General features: G+C 64.3%; 13 protein-coding genes and 1 other RNA gene. 2 read left to right on the top strand and 12 right to left on the bottom strand.

The window, feature by feature from the left end; translation table 11 throughout:
- Positions 1-271 precede the first annotated feature (271 nt).
- Positions 272-1,525 (top strand): NAD(P)/FAD-dependent oxidoreductase, encoded by a 1,254-nt coding sequence (locus tag NKJ46_RS09470; RefSeq protein ID WP_352664301.1) that lies wholly within the window; start codon positions 272-274, stop codon positions 1,523-1,525.
- A 1-nt stretch (position 1,526) separates the two neighbouring features.
- Here the strand turns inward: NKJ46_RS09470 and NKJ46_RS09475 are convergent, their stop codons facing one another.
- The 12 genes from NKJ46_RS09475 to ffs all read right to left on the bottom strand — a co-directional run bounded on the left by NKJ46_RS09475 (position 1,527) and on the right by ffs (position 14,646).
- Positions 1,527-2,804, bottom strand: a complete 1,278-nt coding sequence (locus tag NKJ46_RS09475) for a 4-aminobutyrate--2-oxoglutarate transaminase (RefSeq protein ID WP_352664303.1) — start codon at positions 2,802-2,804, stop codon at positions 1,527-1,529.
- Positions 2,805-2,948: 144 nt separating this feature from the next.
- Positions 2,949-3,698, bottom strand: a complete 750-nt coding sequence (locus NKJ46_RS09480; RefSeq protein ID WP_352664305.1) for an ABC transporter ATP-binding protein — start codon at positions 3,696-3,698, stop codon at positions 2,949-2,951.
- Complete coding sequence (locus tag NKJ46_RS09485) at positions 3,695-4,528, bottom strand: ABC transporter ATP-binding protein (protein ID WP_352664307.1); 834 nt, start codon at positions 4,526-4,528, stop codon at positions 3,695-3,697. The genes NKJ46_RS09480 and NKJ46_RS09485 overlap by 4 nt, the downstream gene beginning before the upstream one ends.
- Positions 4,525-5,451, bottom strand: coding sequence for a nickel transporter permease (gene nikC / locus NKJ46_RS09490; RefSeq protein WP_352664309.1), 927 nt, complete (start codon positions 5,449-5,451; stop codon positions 4,525-4,527). Before nikC ends, NKJ46_RS09485 begins: the two co-directional genes overlap by 4 nt.
- Before the next feature lie 196 nt (positions 5,452-5,647).
- Positions 5,648-6,715: an ABC transporter permease gene (locus NKJ46_RS09495; protein WP_352664311.1), complete on the bottom strand. Its 1,068-nt coding sequence runs from the start codon at positions 6,713-6,715 to the stop codon at positions 5,648-5,650.
- Positions 6,716-6,733: 18 nt separating this feature from the next.
- Positions 6,734-8,377: an ABC transporter substrate-binding protein gene (locus tag NKJ46_RS09500; protein WP_352664313.1), complete on the bottom strand. Its 1,644-nt coding sequence runs from the start codon at positions 8,375-8,377 to the stop codon at positions 6,734-6,736.
- A gap of 201 nt (positions 8,378-8,578) precedes the next feature.
- Positions 8,579-9,856, bottom strand: a complete 1,278-nt coding sequence (locus tag NKJ46_RS09505) for a lytic murein transglycosylase (RefSeq protein ID WP_352664315.1) — start codon at positions 9,854-9,856, stop codon at positions 8,579-8,581.
- A gap of 185 nt (positions 9,857-10,041) precedes the next feature.
- Positions 10,042-10,647: a recombination mediator RecR gene (recR, locus tag NKJ46_RS09510; RefSeq protein WP_352664317.1), complete on the bottom strand. Its 606-nt coding sequence runs from the start codon at positions 10,645-10,647 to the stop codon at positions 10,042-10,044.
- Positions 10,648-11,034: 387 nt separating this feature from the next.
- Complete coding sequence (locus tag NKJ46_RS09515; protein ID WP_352664319.1) at positions 11,035-11,970, bottom strand: cell wall hydrolase; 936 nt, start codon at positions 11,968-11,970, stop codon at positions 11,035-11,037.
- A gap of 292 nt (positions 11,971-12,262) precedes the next feature.
- Positions 12,263-12,586 carry a YbaB/EbfC family nucleoid-associated protein gene (locus NKJ46_RS09520; protein ID WP_023719593.1) on the bottom strand — a complete coding sequence of 108 codons (324 nt, stop codon included), beginning with the start codon at positions 12,584-12,586 and terminating at the stop codon, positions 12,263-12,265.
- A gap of 32 nt (positions 12,587-12,618) precedes the next feature.
- Positions 12,619-14,445, bottom strand: coding sequence for a DNA polymerase III subunit gamma/tau (locus NKJ46_RS09525; protein WP_352664321.1), 1,827 nt, complete (start codon positions 14,443-14,445; stop codon positions 12,619-12,621).
- 104 nt (positions 14,446-14,549) lie between these two features.
- Positions 14,550-14,646: signal recognition particle sRNA small type (ffs, locus tag NKJ46_RS09530), an RNA gene on the bottom strand.
- Between the two features lie 358 nt (positions 14,647-15,004).
- On the opposite strand from ffs, the gene NKJ46_RS09535 reads away from it, so the two are divergent.
- A complete protein-coding gene (locus NKJ46_RS09535; RefSeq protein WP_352664323.1) occupies positions 15,005-15,424 on the top strand; it encodes an HIT family protein in 420 nt (139 codons plus the stop codon).
- The last annotated feature ends 38 nt before the right edge of the window (positions 15,425-15,462 follow it).

Below are 15,462 nucleotides of genomic sequence, written 5' to 3' on the forward strand. Positions count from 1 at the left end.
ATCAAAGGGATGCGCTGACGCGCGAGCTTCCATAAAACGGCGAAGACACCGCATGTCAACTGGGGGCGTAGAAAAAATTCAATTGAAACAACAGTTTAGAATTATTCTAAACTAGAACTGTCAACTTTAACGCCGATGTATAGGGTATGCCGGCGCATGACTCGGTTGACAGGCGGCCGTTCCGGGTGCGACCCGGATCGGCGCTCTTGCGAGGGCCGGACAATCGCCACCTGGCGGGACGTCCTAGATTTGGATGAGGAATCGGGCTGTTATGAAGAACGGGGTCGTCATTGTCGGTGCGGGTCATGCGGGCGTGCAAGCGGCCGCCAGCCTGCGCGAAGAAGGCTATGACGGCCCGGTGATCCTGATCGGCGACGAAAACGAATTGCCCTACCACAAGCCGCCGCTGTCGAAGACCTTCATCAAGGATCAGCAAGCAAAGCCGCAGCCGTTGCGTGGCGAAGCTTTTTATACCGGCAGCACCATCGACTTCCGGCCAGGCATCCGGATCGAGCGCATCGACGCAGGCGGCCACAGGCTGGAGATATCAGGCGGTGGCGTGCTGCCGTTCGACCGGCTGATCCTCGCCACCGGTGCGCGGCCGCGCCTGCTGCCGCTGCCGGGTTCGGAGCTTTCCGGCGTTGTGTCGCTGCGCTCGCTCGGCGATGCCCGCCTGATCCGCGAATTGAGCGCGCAAAGCGAGGAGGTCGTCATCCTCGGCGGCGGCTTCATCGGCCTGGAGATTGCCGCGACGCTCACCGCGGCCGGCCGCAAGGTTGCGGTGGTCGAAGCGGTCGACCGGCTGCTCGGCCGCGCCGTGGCGCCGGTCATCGCCGGCCATGTGCGCCAGCGGCTGGAAGCCACCGGTGTGCGCATCCTTACCGGCACCACCATCGAACGGCTGGAGGGTGAGAACGGCCGTATTTCGGCTGCTATCACCTCATCCGGCGAAAGATTGCCGGCGCAGATGGTCGTCATCGGCATCGGCGTCGTGCCGAATGTCGAATTGGCCGAAGCCGCCGGCATTGCCATCGCCAACGGCATCCGCGTCGACAAGCAGATGCGCACGTCGGTGCCGGAAATCCTCGCCATCGGCGACGCCGCCTCCTACCGGCACTGGTTCACCGGCGGCGATGTGCGGCTGGAATCGGTACAGAACGCCACTGACCAGGCGCGGCTTGCCGCGCGCACCGTCGTCGGCCACGCCGACAATTACTCGGCGGTGCCGTGGTTCTGGTCCGATATCGGCGACATGAAGCTGCAGATGGTCGGCCTGATTGCGGGCGGCGACAGCCATGTCGTGCTGGGCGACGTAGCCGAGAACAAATTCTCGATCTACCACTACGCCGGAAGCCGGCTGCTCGGCATCGAATCGGTCAATCGGCCAGGCGACCATATGCTTGGCCGCAAGATGCTCGGCGCCGGCTTTTCGCCGTCGCCGCAGATTGTCGCGACCGGGCCCGACGGGCTGAAGGCGGCGCTCGTCGCCTTCCAGCAGGCAGAGCCCGCAAGAGCGGCCGGATAGCTCAGGCGGCGCGGGCCTCGCGGATCGAACTTTCCAGGATGTCGAGCGCCTCGTTCATGACGCCATCCTGGATGGTGATCGGCGCGAGGAAGCGGATGACGTTGCCGTAGACGCCGCAGGTCAGCAGGATCAGGCCCTTGTCGAGCGCCTTCACCCGGACCGCATTGGCGAGTTCCGGCGACGGCAGGCCCTTCTTCACGTCGTTGAACTCGACCGCGTTCATGAAGCCGGGGCCTCTGATATCGACGATCTCCGGCGTCTCGTCGCGGATCGATTGCAGACGCTGCTTCAGACGGTTGCCCAGCGTGTTGGCACGGTCGCAGAGCTTCTCCTCGTCGATGACGTCGAGCACGGCATGCGCCGCGGCAACGCCGATCGGGCTGCCACCATAGGTGCCGCCGAGCCCGCCGGGGTTCGGCGCATCCATGATCTCGGCACGCCCGGTGACCGCCGCCAGCGGGAAGCCGCCGGCCAGGCTCTTGGCCATGGTGGTGATGTCGGCTGCCACCTCGTGGTGGTCCATGGCGAACATCTTGCCGGTGCGGGCAAAGCCGGTCTGCACTTCGTCGGCGACCAACAGCATGCCGTGCTGGTCGCAGATCTTGCGCAATGCGGTCATGAAATCGCGCGGCGCCTCGTAGAAGCCGCCCTCGCCCTGCACCGGCTCGACGATGATCGCGGCGACGCGGGCCGGATCGACATCGGCCTTGAACAGCCGGTCGAGCGCAGCCAGCGAATCGGCGACCGACACGCCGTGCAGCGCCACCGGGAACGGCGCATGGAAGACATCCGCCGGCATGGCGCCGAAGCCGACCTTATAGGGCACGACCTTGCCGGTCAGCGCCATGCCCATGAAGGTGCGGCCGTGAAAGCCGCCGGAAAAAGCGATGACCGCCGGCCTGCCGGTGGCGTTGCGGGCAATCTTGATGGCATTCTCCACCGCCTCGGCGCCGGTGGTGACGAAGATCGTCTTCTTGTCGAACTTGCCGGGCAGCATGCCGTTGAGCCGTTCGGCCAGCCTGACATAGCTCTCATAGGGCACGACCTGGTAGCAGGTGTGGGTGAAGCGGTCGAGCTGCGCCTTGACCGCTTCGATCACCTTCGGATGACGGTGGCCGGTGTTGACGACAGCGATGCCGGACGAGAAATCGATATAGCGCCGGCCTTCGACGTCCCAGATCTCCGAGTTTTCGGCGCGATCGGCATAGATCTGCGTGGTCATGCCGACGCCGCGCGAAATCGACTGGCTCTTGCGTTCGGAAATGGCTGAATTTGTCATCGTATCCCTCACCGGGCCAGCGCCCGCTCTCGTTTGATGGCTGTTGAGACTCTTCTGGGCTTATTTCAGGTTTTCCTCAAGTTGGCAGCATCGCCGGGCGATTGGGCCTGCCGATGCCGGTGTCGGCAGCCGAACGCCCGCCGCTCATGCCGTCCTGACAAACCCTTCGCTCGCCCGAAGCAGATTGCGCGTGTAGTCCTCGGTGACGCGGCGCTCGACGAGATCGCCGGCGGTGAGGTGCTCGACCGCTTCGCCGTTCTGCATCACCATCAGCCGCTCGCACATGTGGGTGATGATGGCGAGGTCGTGGCTGACCATCAGGAAGGTCAGCTTGCGGCGGCGCCGGATCTCCTCCAGCAGGTTCAGCACCTCGGCCTGCACCGAAGCGTCGAGCGCCGAGGTCGGCTCGTCGAGCAGCAGGATCGATGGTTCCAGGATCAGGGCGCGCGCGATCGCCACGCGCTGGCGCTGGCCGCCGGACAATTGATGCGAATAGCGAAAACGGAAACCGGTGCCCAGGCCGACCTCGTCCAGCGCCCGCTGGATGCGCTTTTCGCCGTCGGCGAAGCCGTGGATGGCGAGTGGCTCCTGCAGCAGGCGGTCGACGGTCTGGCGCGGGTGCAGCGAGCCGTACGGGTCCTGGAACACCATCTGTACCTCGCGATAAAACGCCTTGTCGCGGCGCGCGCCGAGCGTTTTGCCGTTGACGGTAATGGTGCCCGATGCGGCAGGCGCCAGGCCGGCGATTGCCCTGAGCAACGTCGACTTGCCGGAGCCGGACTCGCCGACGAGGCCGAACGATTCACCGGATTGCACCTCGAGGCTGACGCCTTTCAGCGCGCGGAAGCGGTCGAACATCACCTCCAGCCTGTCGACGGAAAGGGCTGCCGTCATGCCGCCCACTCCGGCTTGCGGTCGAGCACCGGCAGCGGGTGGCGGTCGGCGCCGATCTTCGGCATGCAGTTGAGCAGGCCGCGCGTATAGGGATGCTGGGCGCGGCCGAGTTCCGAGGCCTTGAGCTGTTCGACCACCTTACCGGCATACATGACGATGACACGATCGCAGAAGGACGAGACCAGGCGTAGATCGTGCGAGATGAAGATCAGCCCCATGCCGCGCTCGCTGACCAGCCGGTCGAGGATGCCGAGCACGTCGAGCTGCACGGTGACGTCAAGTGCCGAGGTCGGCTCGTCGGCGATCATCATTTCCGGCCCGGCGATCAGCATCATGGCGATCATGGCGCGCTGGCCCATGCCGCCGGAAACCTCGTGCGGATGCAGGTCGAAGACACGGGCCGGATCGCGGATCTGCACAGCCTCCAGCATGGCCAGCGCGCGGTCGCGGGCTTCGGCCCTGGAGACTTTCTCATGCGTACGCAGCGTCTCGACTATCTGGCGGCCGATACTCATCACCGGGTCGAGCGAATATTTCGGATCCTGCAGGATCATGGCGATACGCTTGCCGCGCAGCGCTCGCCGCTCGCGCGGCGAGGCGGCCAGCAGGTCGATGCCGTCGAAAGCAAGCGTCTTCGCGGTCACCTCGGCCTGCGGCGGGGTGACGCCCATGATGGCGCGGCCGGTCTGCGACTTGCCCGAACCGCTCTCGCCGACGATGCCGAGCCGCTCGCGGCCGAGCGAGAAGGAGACGCCGCGCACTGCCTCGATCAGGCCGGTGCGCGTCGGGAAGGTGACGCGCAGGTCGTCGACTTCGAGAAGCGTGCTCATTGGTCACCGCTTCGGGGATCGAGCGCGTCGCGCAGGCCGTCGCCGAGCAGGTTGAAGCCGAGGCTGACGATGAGGATGGCAAAGCCCGGCGCGCCCGCCACCCACCACTGGTCGAGCACGAAGCGGCGGCCCGACGCGATCATCGCGCCCCATTCCGGCAGCGGCGGCTGCGCGCCGAGGCCGAGGAAGCCGAGACCGGCGGCGGTCAGGATGATGCCGGCCATGTCGAGCGTCACCCTGATGATCAGCGAGGAGATGCAGAGCGGCATTATGTGGCGAAGCACGATGCGGAACGGCGAGGCGCCCATCAGCTGCACCGCCTTGATATAATCGGAATTGCGCACGGTCAGCGTTTCGGCGCGCGCGATGCGGGCATAGGGCGGCCACGAGGTGATGGCGATGGCAAGCACGGCGTTTTCGATGCCGGGGCCGAGCGCGGCAACAAAGGCCAGCGCCAGGATCAGCTTCGGAAAGGCGAGAAAGATGTCGGTGATGCGCATCAGGATCGCATCGGTCCAGCCGCCGGAGTAACCGGCGACGGTGCCAACCAGCAAGCCGATGGGCGCGGCGATGATGGCAACCAGAACAACGACGTACAGTGTCCAGCGCGAGCCGAAGATGATGCGCGAATAGATATCGCGGCCGAGATCGTCGGTGCCGAACCAGTGCGCCGCACTTGGCGCCAGCAGCCGCGAGCCCTTGAGGTCGCCGAATGTCGGCGAATAGGGCGCCAGCACATCGGCGAAGGCTGCGACCAACAACAGGGCGATGATGATGAGCAGGCCGAGAAACGCCAGCCGGTTGGCGGAGAAGCGCCGCCAGGCCACATAGGCGCGGCCGAGCCTTGCCTGCACGCGCGACGCCGGCCGCTCGCTGAGCAGCCAGTCGCGGCGGGAGAGGGCCCCGGCGTGGGAGGCGGTCATGACGATGCCTCTTGAAGCTGTCGACCCCTACTCCGGTCTGCTTCGCAGACCACCTCTCCCCCGTTCGACGGGGGAGAGGAAAGGCGCCACGCGTGCGACCAGCTTTTCCTCTCCCCCGGGCAGGCGGAGAGGTGGCCCGAAGGGCCGGAGTGGGGGTGATTGGCCGCAGCAAAGCGCGAAAGTGCGATACCTCTGCTCATGCTGCCTTGGTCCTTGGGTCGAGCACCCGGTAGAGCAGGTCGGAGAATAGGTTGATGGCGATGAAGACCGAGCCGATGATGATGGTGCCGCCGAGCACGGCATTCATGTCGGCATTCTGCAGCGAGTTGGTGATGTAGAGGCCGATGCCCGGCCACGAAAACACCGTCTCGGTCAGCACCGAGCCTTCGAGCAGCCCGGCATAGGACAGAGCGATCACCGTAACCATCGGCACCGCGGCGTTGCGCAGCGCATGACCCCAGATGATGCGCGTTTCCGACAGGCCCTTGGCGCGCGCCGCGACGATGTATTCCTGGGTGAGTTCGTTCAGCATGAAGGAGCGCGTCATGCGGCTGATGTAGGCGAGCGAGAAATAGCCGAGCAGCGAGGCAGGCAGGATGATGTGGCGGAAGGCATCGGCAAATACGTCCCACTGCCGTTGCCAGAGTGCATCCAGCAGGTAAAAGCCGGTAATCGGCGTGAACGTGTATTCGTAGACGACATCGAGGCGGCCGGGAAAGGCGACCCACTGCAACTTGGCATAGAACAGCACCAGCGCCAGCAGCCCCAGCCAGAAGATCGGCACGGAATAGCCGACAAGGCCGATGATGCGCACGACCTGGTCGATGATGCTGCCGCGCCGCACCGCGGCCAGCACGCCGAGCGGCACGCCGATCACCGAACCGATCAGTGTCCCCAGTGTCGCCAGTTCGAGCGTCGCGGGAAAGGCGCGGCGAATATCGGTCATCACCGGATTGGTGGTCAGCACCGAGGTGCCGAAATCACCGTTCAGCGCATGTTTGACATAGATGTAGAACTGCTCGACCAGCGGCAGGTCGAGGCCCATTTCGCGGCGCGTGCGTTCGACGACATTGGCCGGCGCTCGGTCGCCGAGCACCGCCAGCACCGGGTCGATCGGGATCACGCGGCCGATGAAGAAGGTCACGGCGAGCAGACCGAGATAGGTCGTTATCGCGATGACCAGGAACCGGGCGATTGATGAGGCCACGGCAACGGCGCGGGCGCCGCCGCGCCCTGCCGTCACTTCGCTTTCAGCCACACTCATACGGCGCGTCCGCCGGCGTCACTCCTTCGAGACGGGGCCGACGAAGTTGGTGTCGAAGCTCGGGCCGAGTGCAAAGCCCTTGAGGTTCTTGCGCAGGCCGGCCACTTCCAGCTGCTGGTGGATGATGACGAAGGGGCTGGTGTCGAGGATCTCCTTCTGAAGATCCTGGTACATTGCGGCGCGCTTTGCCGCGTCCTTCTCGAGCAGGGCCGCTTCCGTCTGCTTGGTCAGGTCCGGAATGTCCCAGGCGTTGCGCCAGGCCAGCGTCTTGGTCTTGCCTTCATCCGAATTGTCGGGGTTGCTGGCGAAGGTCTGGGCGTTGGAGTTCGGGTCGAAATAGTCCTGGCCCCACTGGCCGATATAGATGTCGTGGTTGCGGGCGCGGTATTTGGTCAGCGTCTGCTTGCCGTCGCCGGGGATGATCTCCAGCTTGATGCCGGCCTGTCCCAGCGTCTGCTGGATTGATTCCGCCATGCCCGTCGTCGGCTGCCCGGTGCGCACGTCCATGGTAACGCTGAAGCCGTCGGCGAGGCCCGCCTTGGCAAGCAGTTCCTTGGCCTTGGCCACGTCGAGCTTGAACGGGTTTTCGTCCAGTTCGCCGAGCACGCCCTTGGGCAGGAAGGTCTGATGGATCTCGCCGATGCCCTTGAGGATGGTCGAGCTCAAGGCGTCGTAGTCGACCAGATATTTGAAGGCCTGGCGAACCTCGGGCTTGGCGAGATTCGGGTTCTTCTGATTGAGGCTGATGTAAAAGACCGTGCCCTTCGGCGCTGAGGTGGTGGTGAGGTCGGCGTTCTTGGCAATCGCGTCGAGATCGTTCGGTTCGAGATTGCGGGCAACGTCGATGTCGCCGGCCTCCAGCGCCAGACGCTGGCCGGAGCTTTCCTTCATGTTGCGATAGATGATCCGCGCAAGCTTTGCCTTTTCACCGTTGTAATTGTCGTTGCGCTCGAGGACGACGGCCTCGTTGGCGCGCCATTCGCGCAGCTTGAAGGCACCGGAGCCGGCATAGCCGGTCTTCAGCCAGGCATTGCCGAAATCATTGTCCCATTTGTAGTCGGCGCTCGGCGTGACCGCGGCGACATGCTCCTTGACCAGCTTGGCGTCGACGACCGAGGCGACCGTCGCCGACAGGCAGTTCAGCACGAAGCTCGGCGCATAGGCCTTGTCGACGGTGAACTGGAACGTCGTATCATCAACGGCCTTGGCCTTCTCGGTGACGTTGCCGCCATCGATGCCGAACTGGCCGATGATGAAGGCCGGGCTCTTGTCGAGCTTGATGGCGCGCTCGAACGAATAGGCGACGTCCGCCGCCGTGATCGGATTGCCGGAAGCGAATTTGAGGCCGGGCTTGAGCTTGAACGTGTAGGTCAGGCCGTCGTCGGAGACGCTCCAGCTTTCGGCGAGATCGCCTTTGACCTTCGAGGTGTCGCTGAGGTCGAGGCGCACCAGGAGATCGTAGGTGTTGCCGGTGATCTCGGCGGTCGACAATTCGAATGCCTCGCCCGGATCCATGGAGATGATGTCGTCGATGGCGAAACCCTCGACCAGCGTGTCGGCGGGCGTGACCGCGAAGGCAGGCGCACCGGCCAGAAGCAGCGCGGACATGGCCGCGCCCGCGAGCAAGAAGCGGGAGCGTAGAGCAAACTTTTCCATCATCATTTTAACTGTTCCCTGTTTTTGTTGACCTGAGTTCCCGGCTCAGGGTTGTGGCATTTCTTGCCGCGTCGAACGGTGATCCCCGGACCGTTGTCTTGGCAATTTTTTGTGCGGTTCCGGTTCACCATATCCGGCGGTTTCGAGCGCGGCAACGAGCATTTGCAGAACGGTCGATTGGGCCAGACCGGCGGTGCGAAAATCCGGCTATTTCAGCGCGGTAACCAGGTCGGCGTCGGGAAAGCAGGTAGCGGAACGGCCGTTGCTGGCCTGCCATTTGCCGATCGAGCGGCGCGTCTTGAAGCCGGGCAGGCCGTCGGCGCTGCCGACATCGTAGCCCTTGGCTTCCAACGCCCGCTGCAGGGCGGCGATGTCGGAGCGGTAGAGCCCGCCGACCGCGCCCCAATTGCCCGAGAAATTGCTGTCGCCATGGGCGATGCGATCGGCGCCATGGCCGATGAACAGGGCATAGAGATCGCTGGTGTTATACTGCTTCAGCACATAGAAATTGGGAGTGACGATGAAGGCCGGGCCGCTACGCCCGGCCGGCATCAAAAGAAAGCCCTCGGCTTTCAGTTCGCTCGCCGGGAACGGTTTACCCGACACACGCCTGATGCCCATATCAGCCCATTGCGAAATCTTCTTGCCCTGGTCGGGACCTTCGAGCGAACACGACACGCTCTCCGGCACCGTCACCTCGAAGCCCCAGCCACGGCCCCTGACCCAGCCATAATGCACGAGATAATTGGCGATCGATGCCAGTATGTCGGGCGTCGAATTCCAGATGTCGGTGCGGCCGTCGCCGTCGAAATCGACGGCATGCTTGAGGAACGAAGTCGGCATGAACTGCGGCTGGCCGAGCGCCCCTGCCCAGGACGATTTCATCGCGCCGACTGGGGCAAGCCCGCGCTCGACGATCTCCAGCGCCGCCAGCAACTCGGTGCGGAAGAATTCCTTCTTGGTCGACATGAACGCCTTGGTGCCCAGCACCTCGAAGGCGTCATAGGGCAGCTTCGCTGCGCCGAAGCCGCTCTCGCGGCCCCAGATCGCCAGCAGCACTTCGCCGGGCACGCCGTAGCGTTTCTCGATCGCGGCCAGCGTGCTCGCATTGGCTGCCTCGCGGGTGCGTCCGCCGGCGGTCACCGCACGGACTATCTTTTCGGCGAAATAGGCTCCGGGCGAACCGAACTCGGCCTGATGCTGCTTCTGCGGCGTCGTCGCCTTCTCGCCCGGCTTCACCAGGTCGGGCAGCTGGAGGTTCGGCTTGACGCCGTCGAAGGCGGCATCGAAGGTCCTCTTGGAGATGCCTTTGGCCTTGGCTTCGGGCCAGAGGTCGTTGCCAAGCCAGGCGCGGAACTGGTCGTCGATCTTTGCCGCGGAGGCCGGGGTGGCGAGGAGGAAGGCGGCAAGGGCTGCGAGAAGAAACGCGACGGCTATTTTGTGAAAGCAGCGATCCGTCCCACCCCCCTCTGTCCTGCCGGACATCTCCCCCGCAAGGGGGGAGATTGGCTGTCGCCTCTGCTTCCGCCAATTTTCGACGTTGAAAAATTGGCGGCGAGATTGACGCTGCCGATCTCCCCCCTTGCGGGGGAGATGTCCGCCAGGACAGAGGGGGGTGGGACGGAGTGCCAAGTTTGCAGTCATGATCCGCACCTTCCCCGCAACTCGCCTCAAAACACCGTCCGCGAGCGCAGTGCGGCGGCCAGCGTGCCTTCGTCGAGATAATCGAGTTCGCCGCCGACCGGAACGCCGTGCGCCAGGCGCGTCACCTTGATATCGAAGCCGGAAAGCTGGTCCGTGAGGTAGTGCGCTGTGGTCTGGCCCTCGACCGTGGCGTTGACGGCGAGGATCACTTCCTTGACCTCGCCGCCGGCGACGCGATCGACCAGCGAACGGATGTTGAGCTCATCAGGACCAATGCCGTCGAGCGGCGACAGCGTACCGCCGAGCACATGGTAACGCACGTTCATGGCGGTCGCCCGCTCCAGCGCCCAAAGGTCGGCCACGTCCTCGACGACGATGAGCGTGGTGGGGTCGCGGCGCGGGTCAGTGCAGATCATGCATGGATCCGAGGTATCGACATTGCCGCAGGTCGAGCAGATGCGCACCTTGTCGACCGCCTCGCCCATGGCGGCAGCGAGCGGCGCCAGCAGCTGTTCCTTCTTCTTGATGAGGTGCAGCGCGGCGCGCCGTGCCGAACGCGGACCGAGCCCCGGCACCTTGGCCAGCAGCTGGACCAGGCGTTCGATCTCGGGACCGGCGATTCGCTTCGACATCGCACCGGTTTAGACCATGATCCCGAAAAGTGGAAACCGGTTTTCGGAAAAGATCATGGTCAAACAAGACGATAGAGCCCATTCCGATCTATCGGAATGGATCAGGCTCTAGATTTTTCAACGTGTTTTGGAACACTGCTGAGGCGCGTGTTGTTCGACGCGCAAAAGAGGCAATCGCGTCGGCTTTGCGCCGCGCCTCATTGCCCTGCCGGGCATTTCTCCCCGTATAGTGACGGGGAGAAAGGGCCGGCCGCGACCCTCGGCCCCTTGTTGCGACGCCGGAAATTGGCGAAATCCTTGGCCACAGCGTCCTTCTCCCCGTCACTATACGGGGAGAAGATGGCGGCAGCCAGATGAGGGGCGGCGGCGCCTCAACAATCGACCGCCTCAGTTTTCTTCCAGCGGCCGGGTCTGGCCGGCGATCATAGCGCCGATGGCGTCGGTGTTCTCGGGCGTCGCCTCGAACGACATTGTCGGCTCTGCCGGCGCGGCCTGGAAGGAGGTGACAGGCCGCTCGCTCACGGTTCCGCCAAAGCGGGCCGCATCCGGCTCCTGCATTGGTTCTTGCAGCGCCACAAGTATCGGCTTCTCCGCCGTCGCCCTCTCCGGGGTCGCCATTCCGGCAGTCACCCTTGTCTGCTTTGCCGGCCGCGATGCAGCGGCCACATAGGTCGCCTTGGCGAATGTCGGCTTGGCCTCGCGTGCCGGCTCCGCCGAGGCGACAAGTATGGCCCGAGCGGCAGGCGCTTGCGGCTTGGCCTGGGCCACGGCGACCACCGGTTCGTCCGGCAGCGGCTGCCAGTTGCGGCCGCGCTTTTCATAGAAGGCATTGCCGCCGGCGACCATGGTGTAGTGCATGTTCTTGTAGGGGAAACGCAGGCCGGCGGTGTGGAAATACATGGTATTCTTCAGCTTGGCTTTGCGCTCGCCCTTGAGCACCGCCTCGGCGGCTTCCTCGACGTCGGGCATCGCCTTCGAATTCATGGGCCGTGTCATGACGCCCGGCGCGAACTGGCCGCGCTCGCCAACCACTTCGCAGATGGTGCTGCCGTGCTTGCCCGACCGCAGCCGGTTCATCACCACCGTGCCGACCGCAATCATGCCGTCACGGCTCGACCGGTTGGACTCGAAGAACATCGCCCGCTCCAGGCATTCCTTCTCCTTGGGCGTGGAATTGTAGGAGCGCGAGCTCAGGAAACTCGGCGTAATGGCATCGGTCAGGCTGGACATGCCGTGCGAGGCGGTCTGACTGCAAGCGGCCAAAAACAGCGGCGAGATAACGACGCCGAGCCGCAACGGCGTCTTCCATCGGGTAGAGATCAAACAGGCGTCCCCTCATTCTGCTGCCAGCCCGCCCCTGGTTGCGGCAAGAATGAGACACTTTCAGGCAAAAAGATGGCTAAAGCGTTATTAAGTGTGGGGCGTTGCCCAATAGACACGGCTGGCTGGTCAGCAAGCGTTGGGCCGCTGAAGGCTTCGGCCACTGTAACGGCATCCCGATTGACTAATAGCGCGTCGCGTTCGACCGGCCTCATGCGACGCGTTTTAGGTTCTTGTTTTGATGCATGTCGTTATCGCAAAACCCCTGCACACTTTTGCGCGACATGCATTAGCCTTAGAACGGCAGCTTCATTCCCGGCGGGATCGGCAGTCCCGCGGTCAGCGCCTTGGTCTTCTCCTGCATGGTCTGCTCGACCTTGGTCCTGGCGTCATTGTGGGCAGCGAGGAGCAGGTCCTCGAGAATCTCGACCTCGTCCTCCTTGAACAGCGACGGGTCGATCTTCAGCGACTTCATCTCGAATTTGCCGGTCAGCGTCACGCTGACCAGGCCGCCGCCGGCTTGGCCAGTGGCTTCCAGCGTGGCAATCTCATCCTGCATGGCCTGGAACTTGGCCTGCATTTCCTTTGCCTTGCCCATCAGGCCGAGAAGATCTTTCATCGCACGGTCCTTTGCAGTTGGTGCTGGTTGTTTCAGGTTTCGTCGTCGTCGGCCGGCGGCTCGACCGGCACTTCGGCTTCGGCCGCATCGGCTTCCGGCGCGTCGGGAATGCGTACGTCGATGATCTTGGCGCCGGGAAAGCGCGCCAGGATGGCGGCGACCGTCGGGTCGCTCTTGGCATCGAGGAAGGCGTTTTCGCGCTTCGTCGATTCCATCTCGGCCAGCGTCTGGCCGCCCTCCTCCTTCGACAGCGACACCAGCCAGTTGCGGCCGGTCCAGGCGCGCAGCTTGGCGGTCAAATCATTGAGCAGCATCTTCGGCGCGTCGTCGGTCAGGCTGACGTCGATACGGCCGGGCTCGATGCGCACCAGGCGCACGCAACGCTTCACCAGCACCTTGAAAGCCATGTCGCGCTGCGCGTCGGCAAGGGCGACAATGTCGGCCAGCGATTTCACCGGCATCGGCGGCGCCTCGACCACCGGCTCCGGCGGAGGAACGAAATTGGTCGGCACCGGCTCGGCCTCGACCAGGCGCATCGTCTGCGCGCCGCCATTGGCCGTCGGCATCCGCGTCTGCGCCACGGCGCCGGCACCACCGCTTGCAGGCGCATGGTTTGCCGGGCCGGGGCTTGCCGGCGTGCCATTCACGCGCGGCGCGGCGCCCGGCAGGGTACCGCCGTTCTCCAGCGATTTCAGTGCCTCGTCCAGCGTCGGCAGGTCGGCGGCATGGGCCAGCCGGATCAGCACCATCTCGGCGGCGCTGACCGGGCGGTTGGAGGTCTGCACCTCGGGAATGCCTTTCAAGAGCATCTGCCATGTCCGCGACAGCACCTTGACCGACAGCGTGCTGGCGAAATCGGCGCCGCGCCGGCGCTCGTCCTCGGACAGCGAGGCGTCGTCGATGGCAGCCGGCACGAAACGCAGACGGGTGACCAGATGGTTGAACTCGGCAAGGTCGGTCAGCACAGCGGCAGGATCGGCGCCGGTATCGTACTGGGTACGGAATTCGGCAAGTGCCGCGGCGACGTCGCCCTTCATGACATGTTCGAACAGGTCGACGATGCGGGCACGGTCGGCGAGGCCGAGCATGGCCCGCACCGCTTCGGCGCTGACCGCGCCGCCGCCATGGGCGATCGCCTGGTCGAGGATCGACTGCGCGTCGCGCATCGAGCCTTCGGCCGCGCGCGCGATCATCGCCAGCGCATCGTCTTCGACTTCGATGCCCTCCAGACCGGCTATCCTGGCAAGGTCGGCCTTGATCATCGCCGCATCGATGCGCCTGAGGTCGAAACGCTGGCAGCGCGACAGGACGGTGATCGGCACCTTGCGGATTTCGGTGGTGGCGAAGATGAACTTGACGTGCGGCGGCGGCTCTTCCAGCGTCTTCAGCAAGCCGTTGAAGGCCTGGTTGGAAAGCATGTGCACTTCGTCGATGATGTAGACCTTGTAGCGCGCCGACACCGGGGCGTAGCGCACGCGCTCGATGATGTCCCTGATGTCGTCGATGCCGGTATGGGAGGCGGCGTCCATCTCGATGACGTCGACATGCCGGCCTTCCATGATCGCCTGGCAATGCTCGCCGAGCACGGCAAGCTCGACGGAAGGCTGGTCGACGGTCGGTGTTTTGTAGTTCAGCGCCCGCGCGAGTATGCGCGCGGTCGTCGTCTTGCCGACGCCGCGCACGCCGGTCAGCATCCAGGCCTGGGCGATGCGGCCGGTGGCAAAGGCATTGGTCAACGTGCGGACCATCGGCTCCTGGCCGATCAGCTCGGAGAAATTCGACGGCCGGTATTTGCGCGCTAGCACGCGATAGGCGGCAGGCTTGTCCAATTTCCCGGCCTCGTTTCCGGCTTCGCTCATTCGCCCGTTAAGCTCCAAGGGCTGCCACTGGAGGCGGCCGATTCCTGCGCATAGTTTCGCCCGCACGGCTTGGCGCCGTCAATGTCGGGGCAAAAGGCGAAGAGGCGGGAGGCTGGAACAATGACCCGTTCCGGGCTCGTTAGGGCTGCTTCCTTCCGGACCTGACCCGGTTGGCGAGTGGACCGTCCACCACCAACCTCCCAGCCTCCATATCGGCAATCCGGCGATGAAATGCAAGTGCGGACGATGGGGGTCTTAAGCGACGGCGACAGCTGAAACCAAAAACCCGCCTCGGCGGGCGGGTCGTTGGGGCGAATAATCACCATACCGAGGTTAGTAGCATAGCTGCCGGCACAAAGCAAGAACAAAATGTGGCTGCGGTCAAAATTGTCGACCTCGGCGGGGCAGCGCCAACCCTGCAATTTTGCCCGGGCCCTCACTTCTTCGCGAACAATCAGCGCCACGACGGCCAATGTTGCTTGCTGCCCCTTGCGGCCCTTCGGAAGCCGCTCTAGCGTCGATGGAGTTCAAAAAACGTCAAAAAGTGAGAGAAACGCCGATGCTGCCGGGCCTCAAGGCCGGATTCACGCTTGACGCCCAGCTGGAGGCCGACAGCGAACAGCTGATGTGGCTCGGCCTGTGCGAATTGCGCGTCATGAACGACCGACGCTGGCCGTGGCTTCTGCTGGTGCCGCAGCGGCCGGGCATCGAGGAAATCCACGACATGACGCCGCTGGACCAGGCGATGCTGACCTTCGAGACCAACATGGTGGCGCTGGCACTCAAGCGCGTGACCGGCTGCACCAAGATCAACACCGGCGCACTCGGCAACATCGTGCGCCAGTTGCATATACACGTCATTGCGCGCTCGGAAGGGGATCCCGGCTGGCCCGGCCCGGTTTGGGGGCACGGCCTGCGCGAGCCCTATCAGCGCTCCGACCTTCGCAAGTTTGCGGAAAAGATCAAGGCAGCGCTATAAGCCTCTCCCGTGTCCACCTTGAACCTTCCCGAGTCTGC

The organism is Mesorhizobium sp. M0166, assembly GCF_040322255.1.
GTDB lineage: Bacteria > Pseudomonadota > Alphaproteobacteria > Rhizobiales > Rhizobiaceae > Mesorhizobium.

Bases quoted from the DNA above. Each gene is read 5' to 3' on its own strand.
- NKJ46_RS09505 (WP_352664315.1), bottom strand. From the start codon at position 9,856: ATGTCCGGCAGGACAGAGGGGGGTGGGACGGATCGCTGCTTTCACAAA.
- nikC (WP_352664309.1), bottom strand. From the start codon at position 5,451: ATGACCGCCTCCCACGCCGGGGCCCTCTCCCGCCGCGACTGGCTGCTC.
- recR (WP_352664317.1), bottom strand. From the start codon at position 10,647: ATGTCGAAGCGAATCGCCGGTCCCGAGATCGAACGCCTGGTCCAGCTG.
- NKJ46_RS09495 (WP_352664311.1), bottom strand. From the start codon at position 6,715: ATGAGTGTGGCTGAAAGCGAAGTGACGGCAGGGCGCGGCGGCGCCCGC.
- NKJ46_RS09535 (WP_352664323.1), top strand. From the start codon at position 15,005: ATGCTGCCGGGCCTCAAGGCCGGATTCACGCTTGACGCCCAGCTGGAG.
- NKJ46_RS09520 (WP_023719593.1), bottom strand. From the start codon at position 12,586: ATGAAAGATCTTCTCGGCCTGATGGGCAAGGCAAAGGAAATGCAGGCC.
- NKJ46_RS09470 (WP_352664301.1), top strand. From the start codon at position 272: ATGAAGAACGGGGTCGTCATTGTCGGTGCGGGTCATGCGGGCGTGCAA.
- NKJ46_RS09475 (WP_352664303.1), bottom strand. From the start codon at position 2,804: ATGACAAATTCAGCCATTTCCGAACGCAAGAGCCAGTCGATTTCGCGC.
- NKJ46_RS09485 (WP_352664307.1), bottom strand. From the start codon at position 4,528: ATGAGCACGCTTCTCGAAGTCGACGACCTGCGCGTCACCTTCCCGACG.
- NKJ46_RS09525 (WP_352664321.1), bottom strand. From the start codon at position 14,445: ATGAGCGAAGCCGGAAACGAGGCCGGGAAATTGGACAAGCCTGCCGCC.
- NKJ46_RS09500 (WP_352664313.1), bottom strand. From the start codon at position 8,377: ATGATGATGGAAAAGTTTGCTCTACGCTCCCGCTTCTTGCTCGCGGGC.
- NKJ46_RS09480 (WP_352664305.1), bottom strand. From the start codon at position 3,698: ATGACGGCAGCCCTTTCCGTCGACAGGCTGGAGGTGATGTTCGACCGC.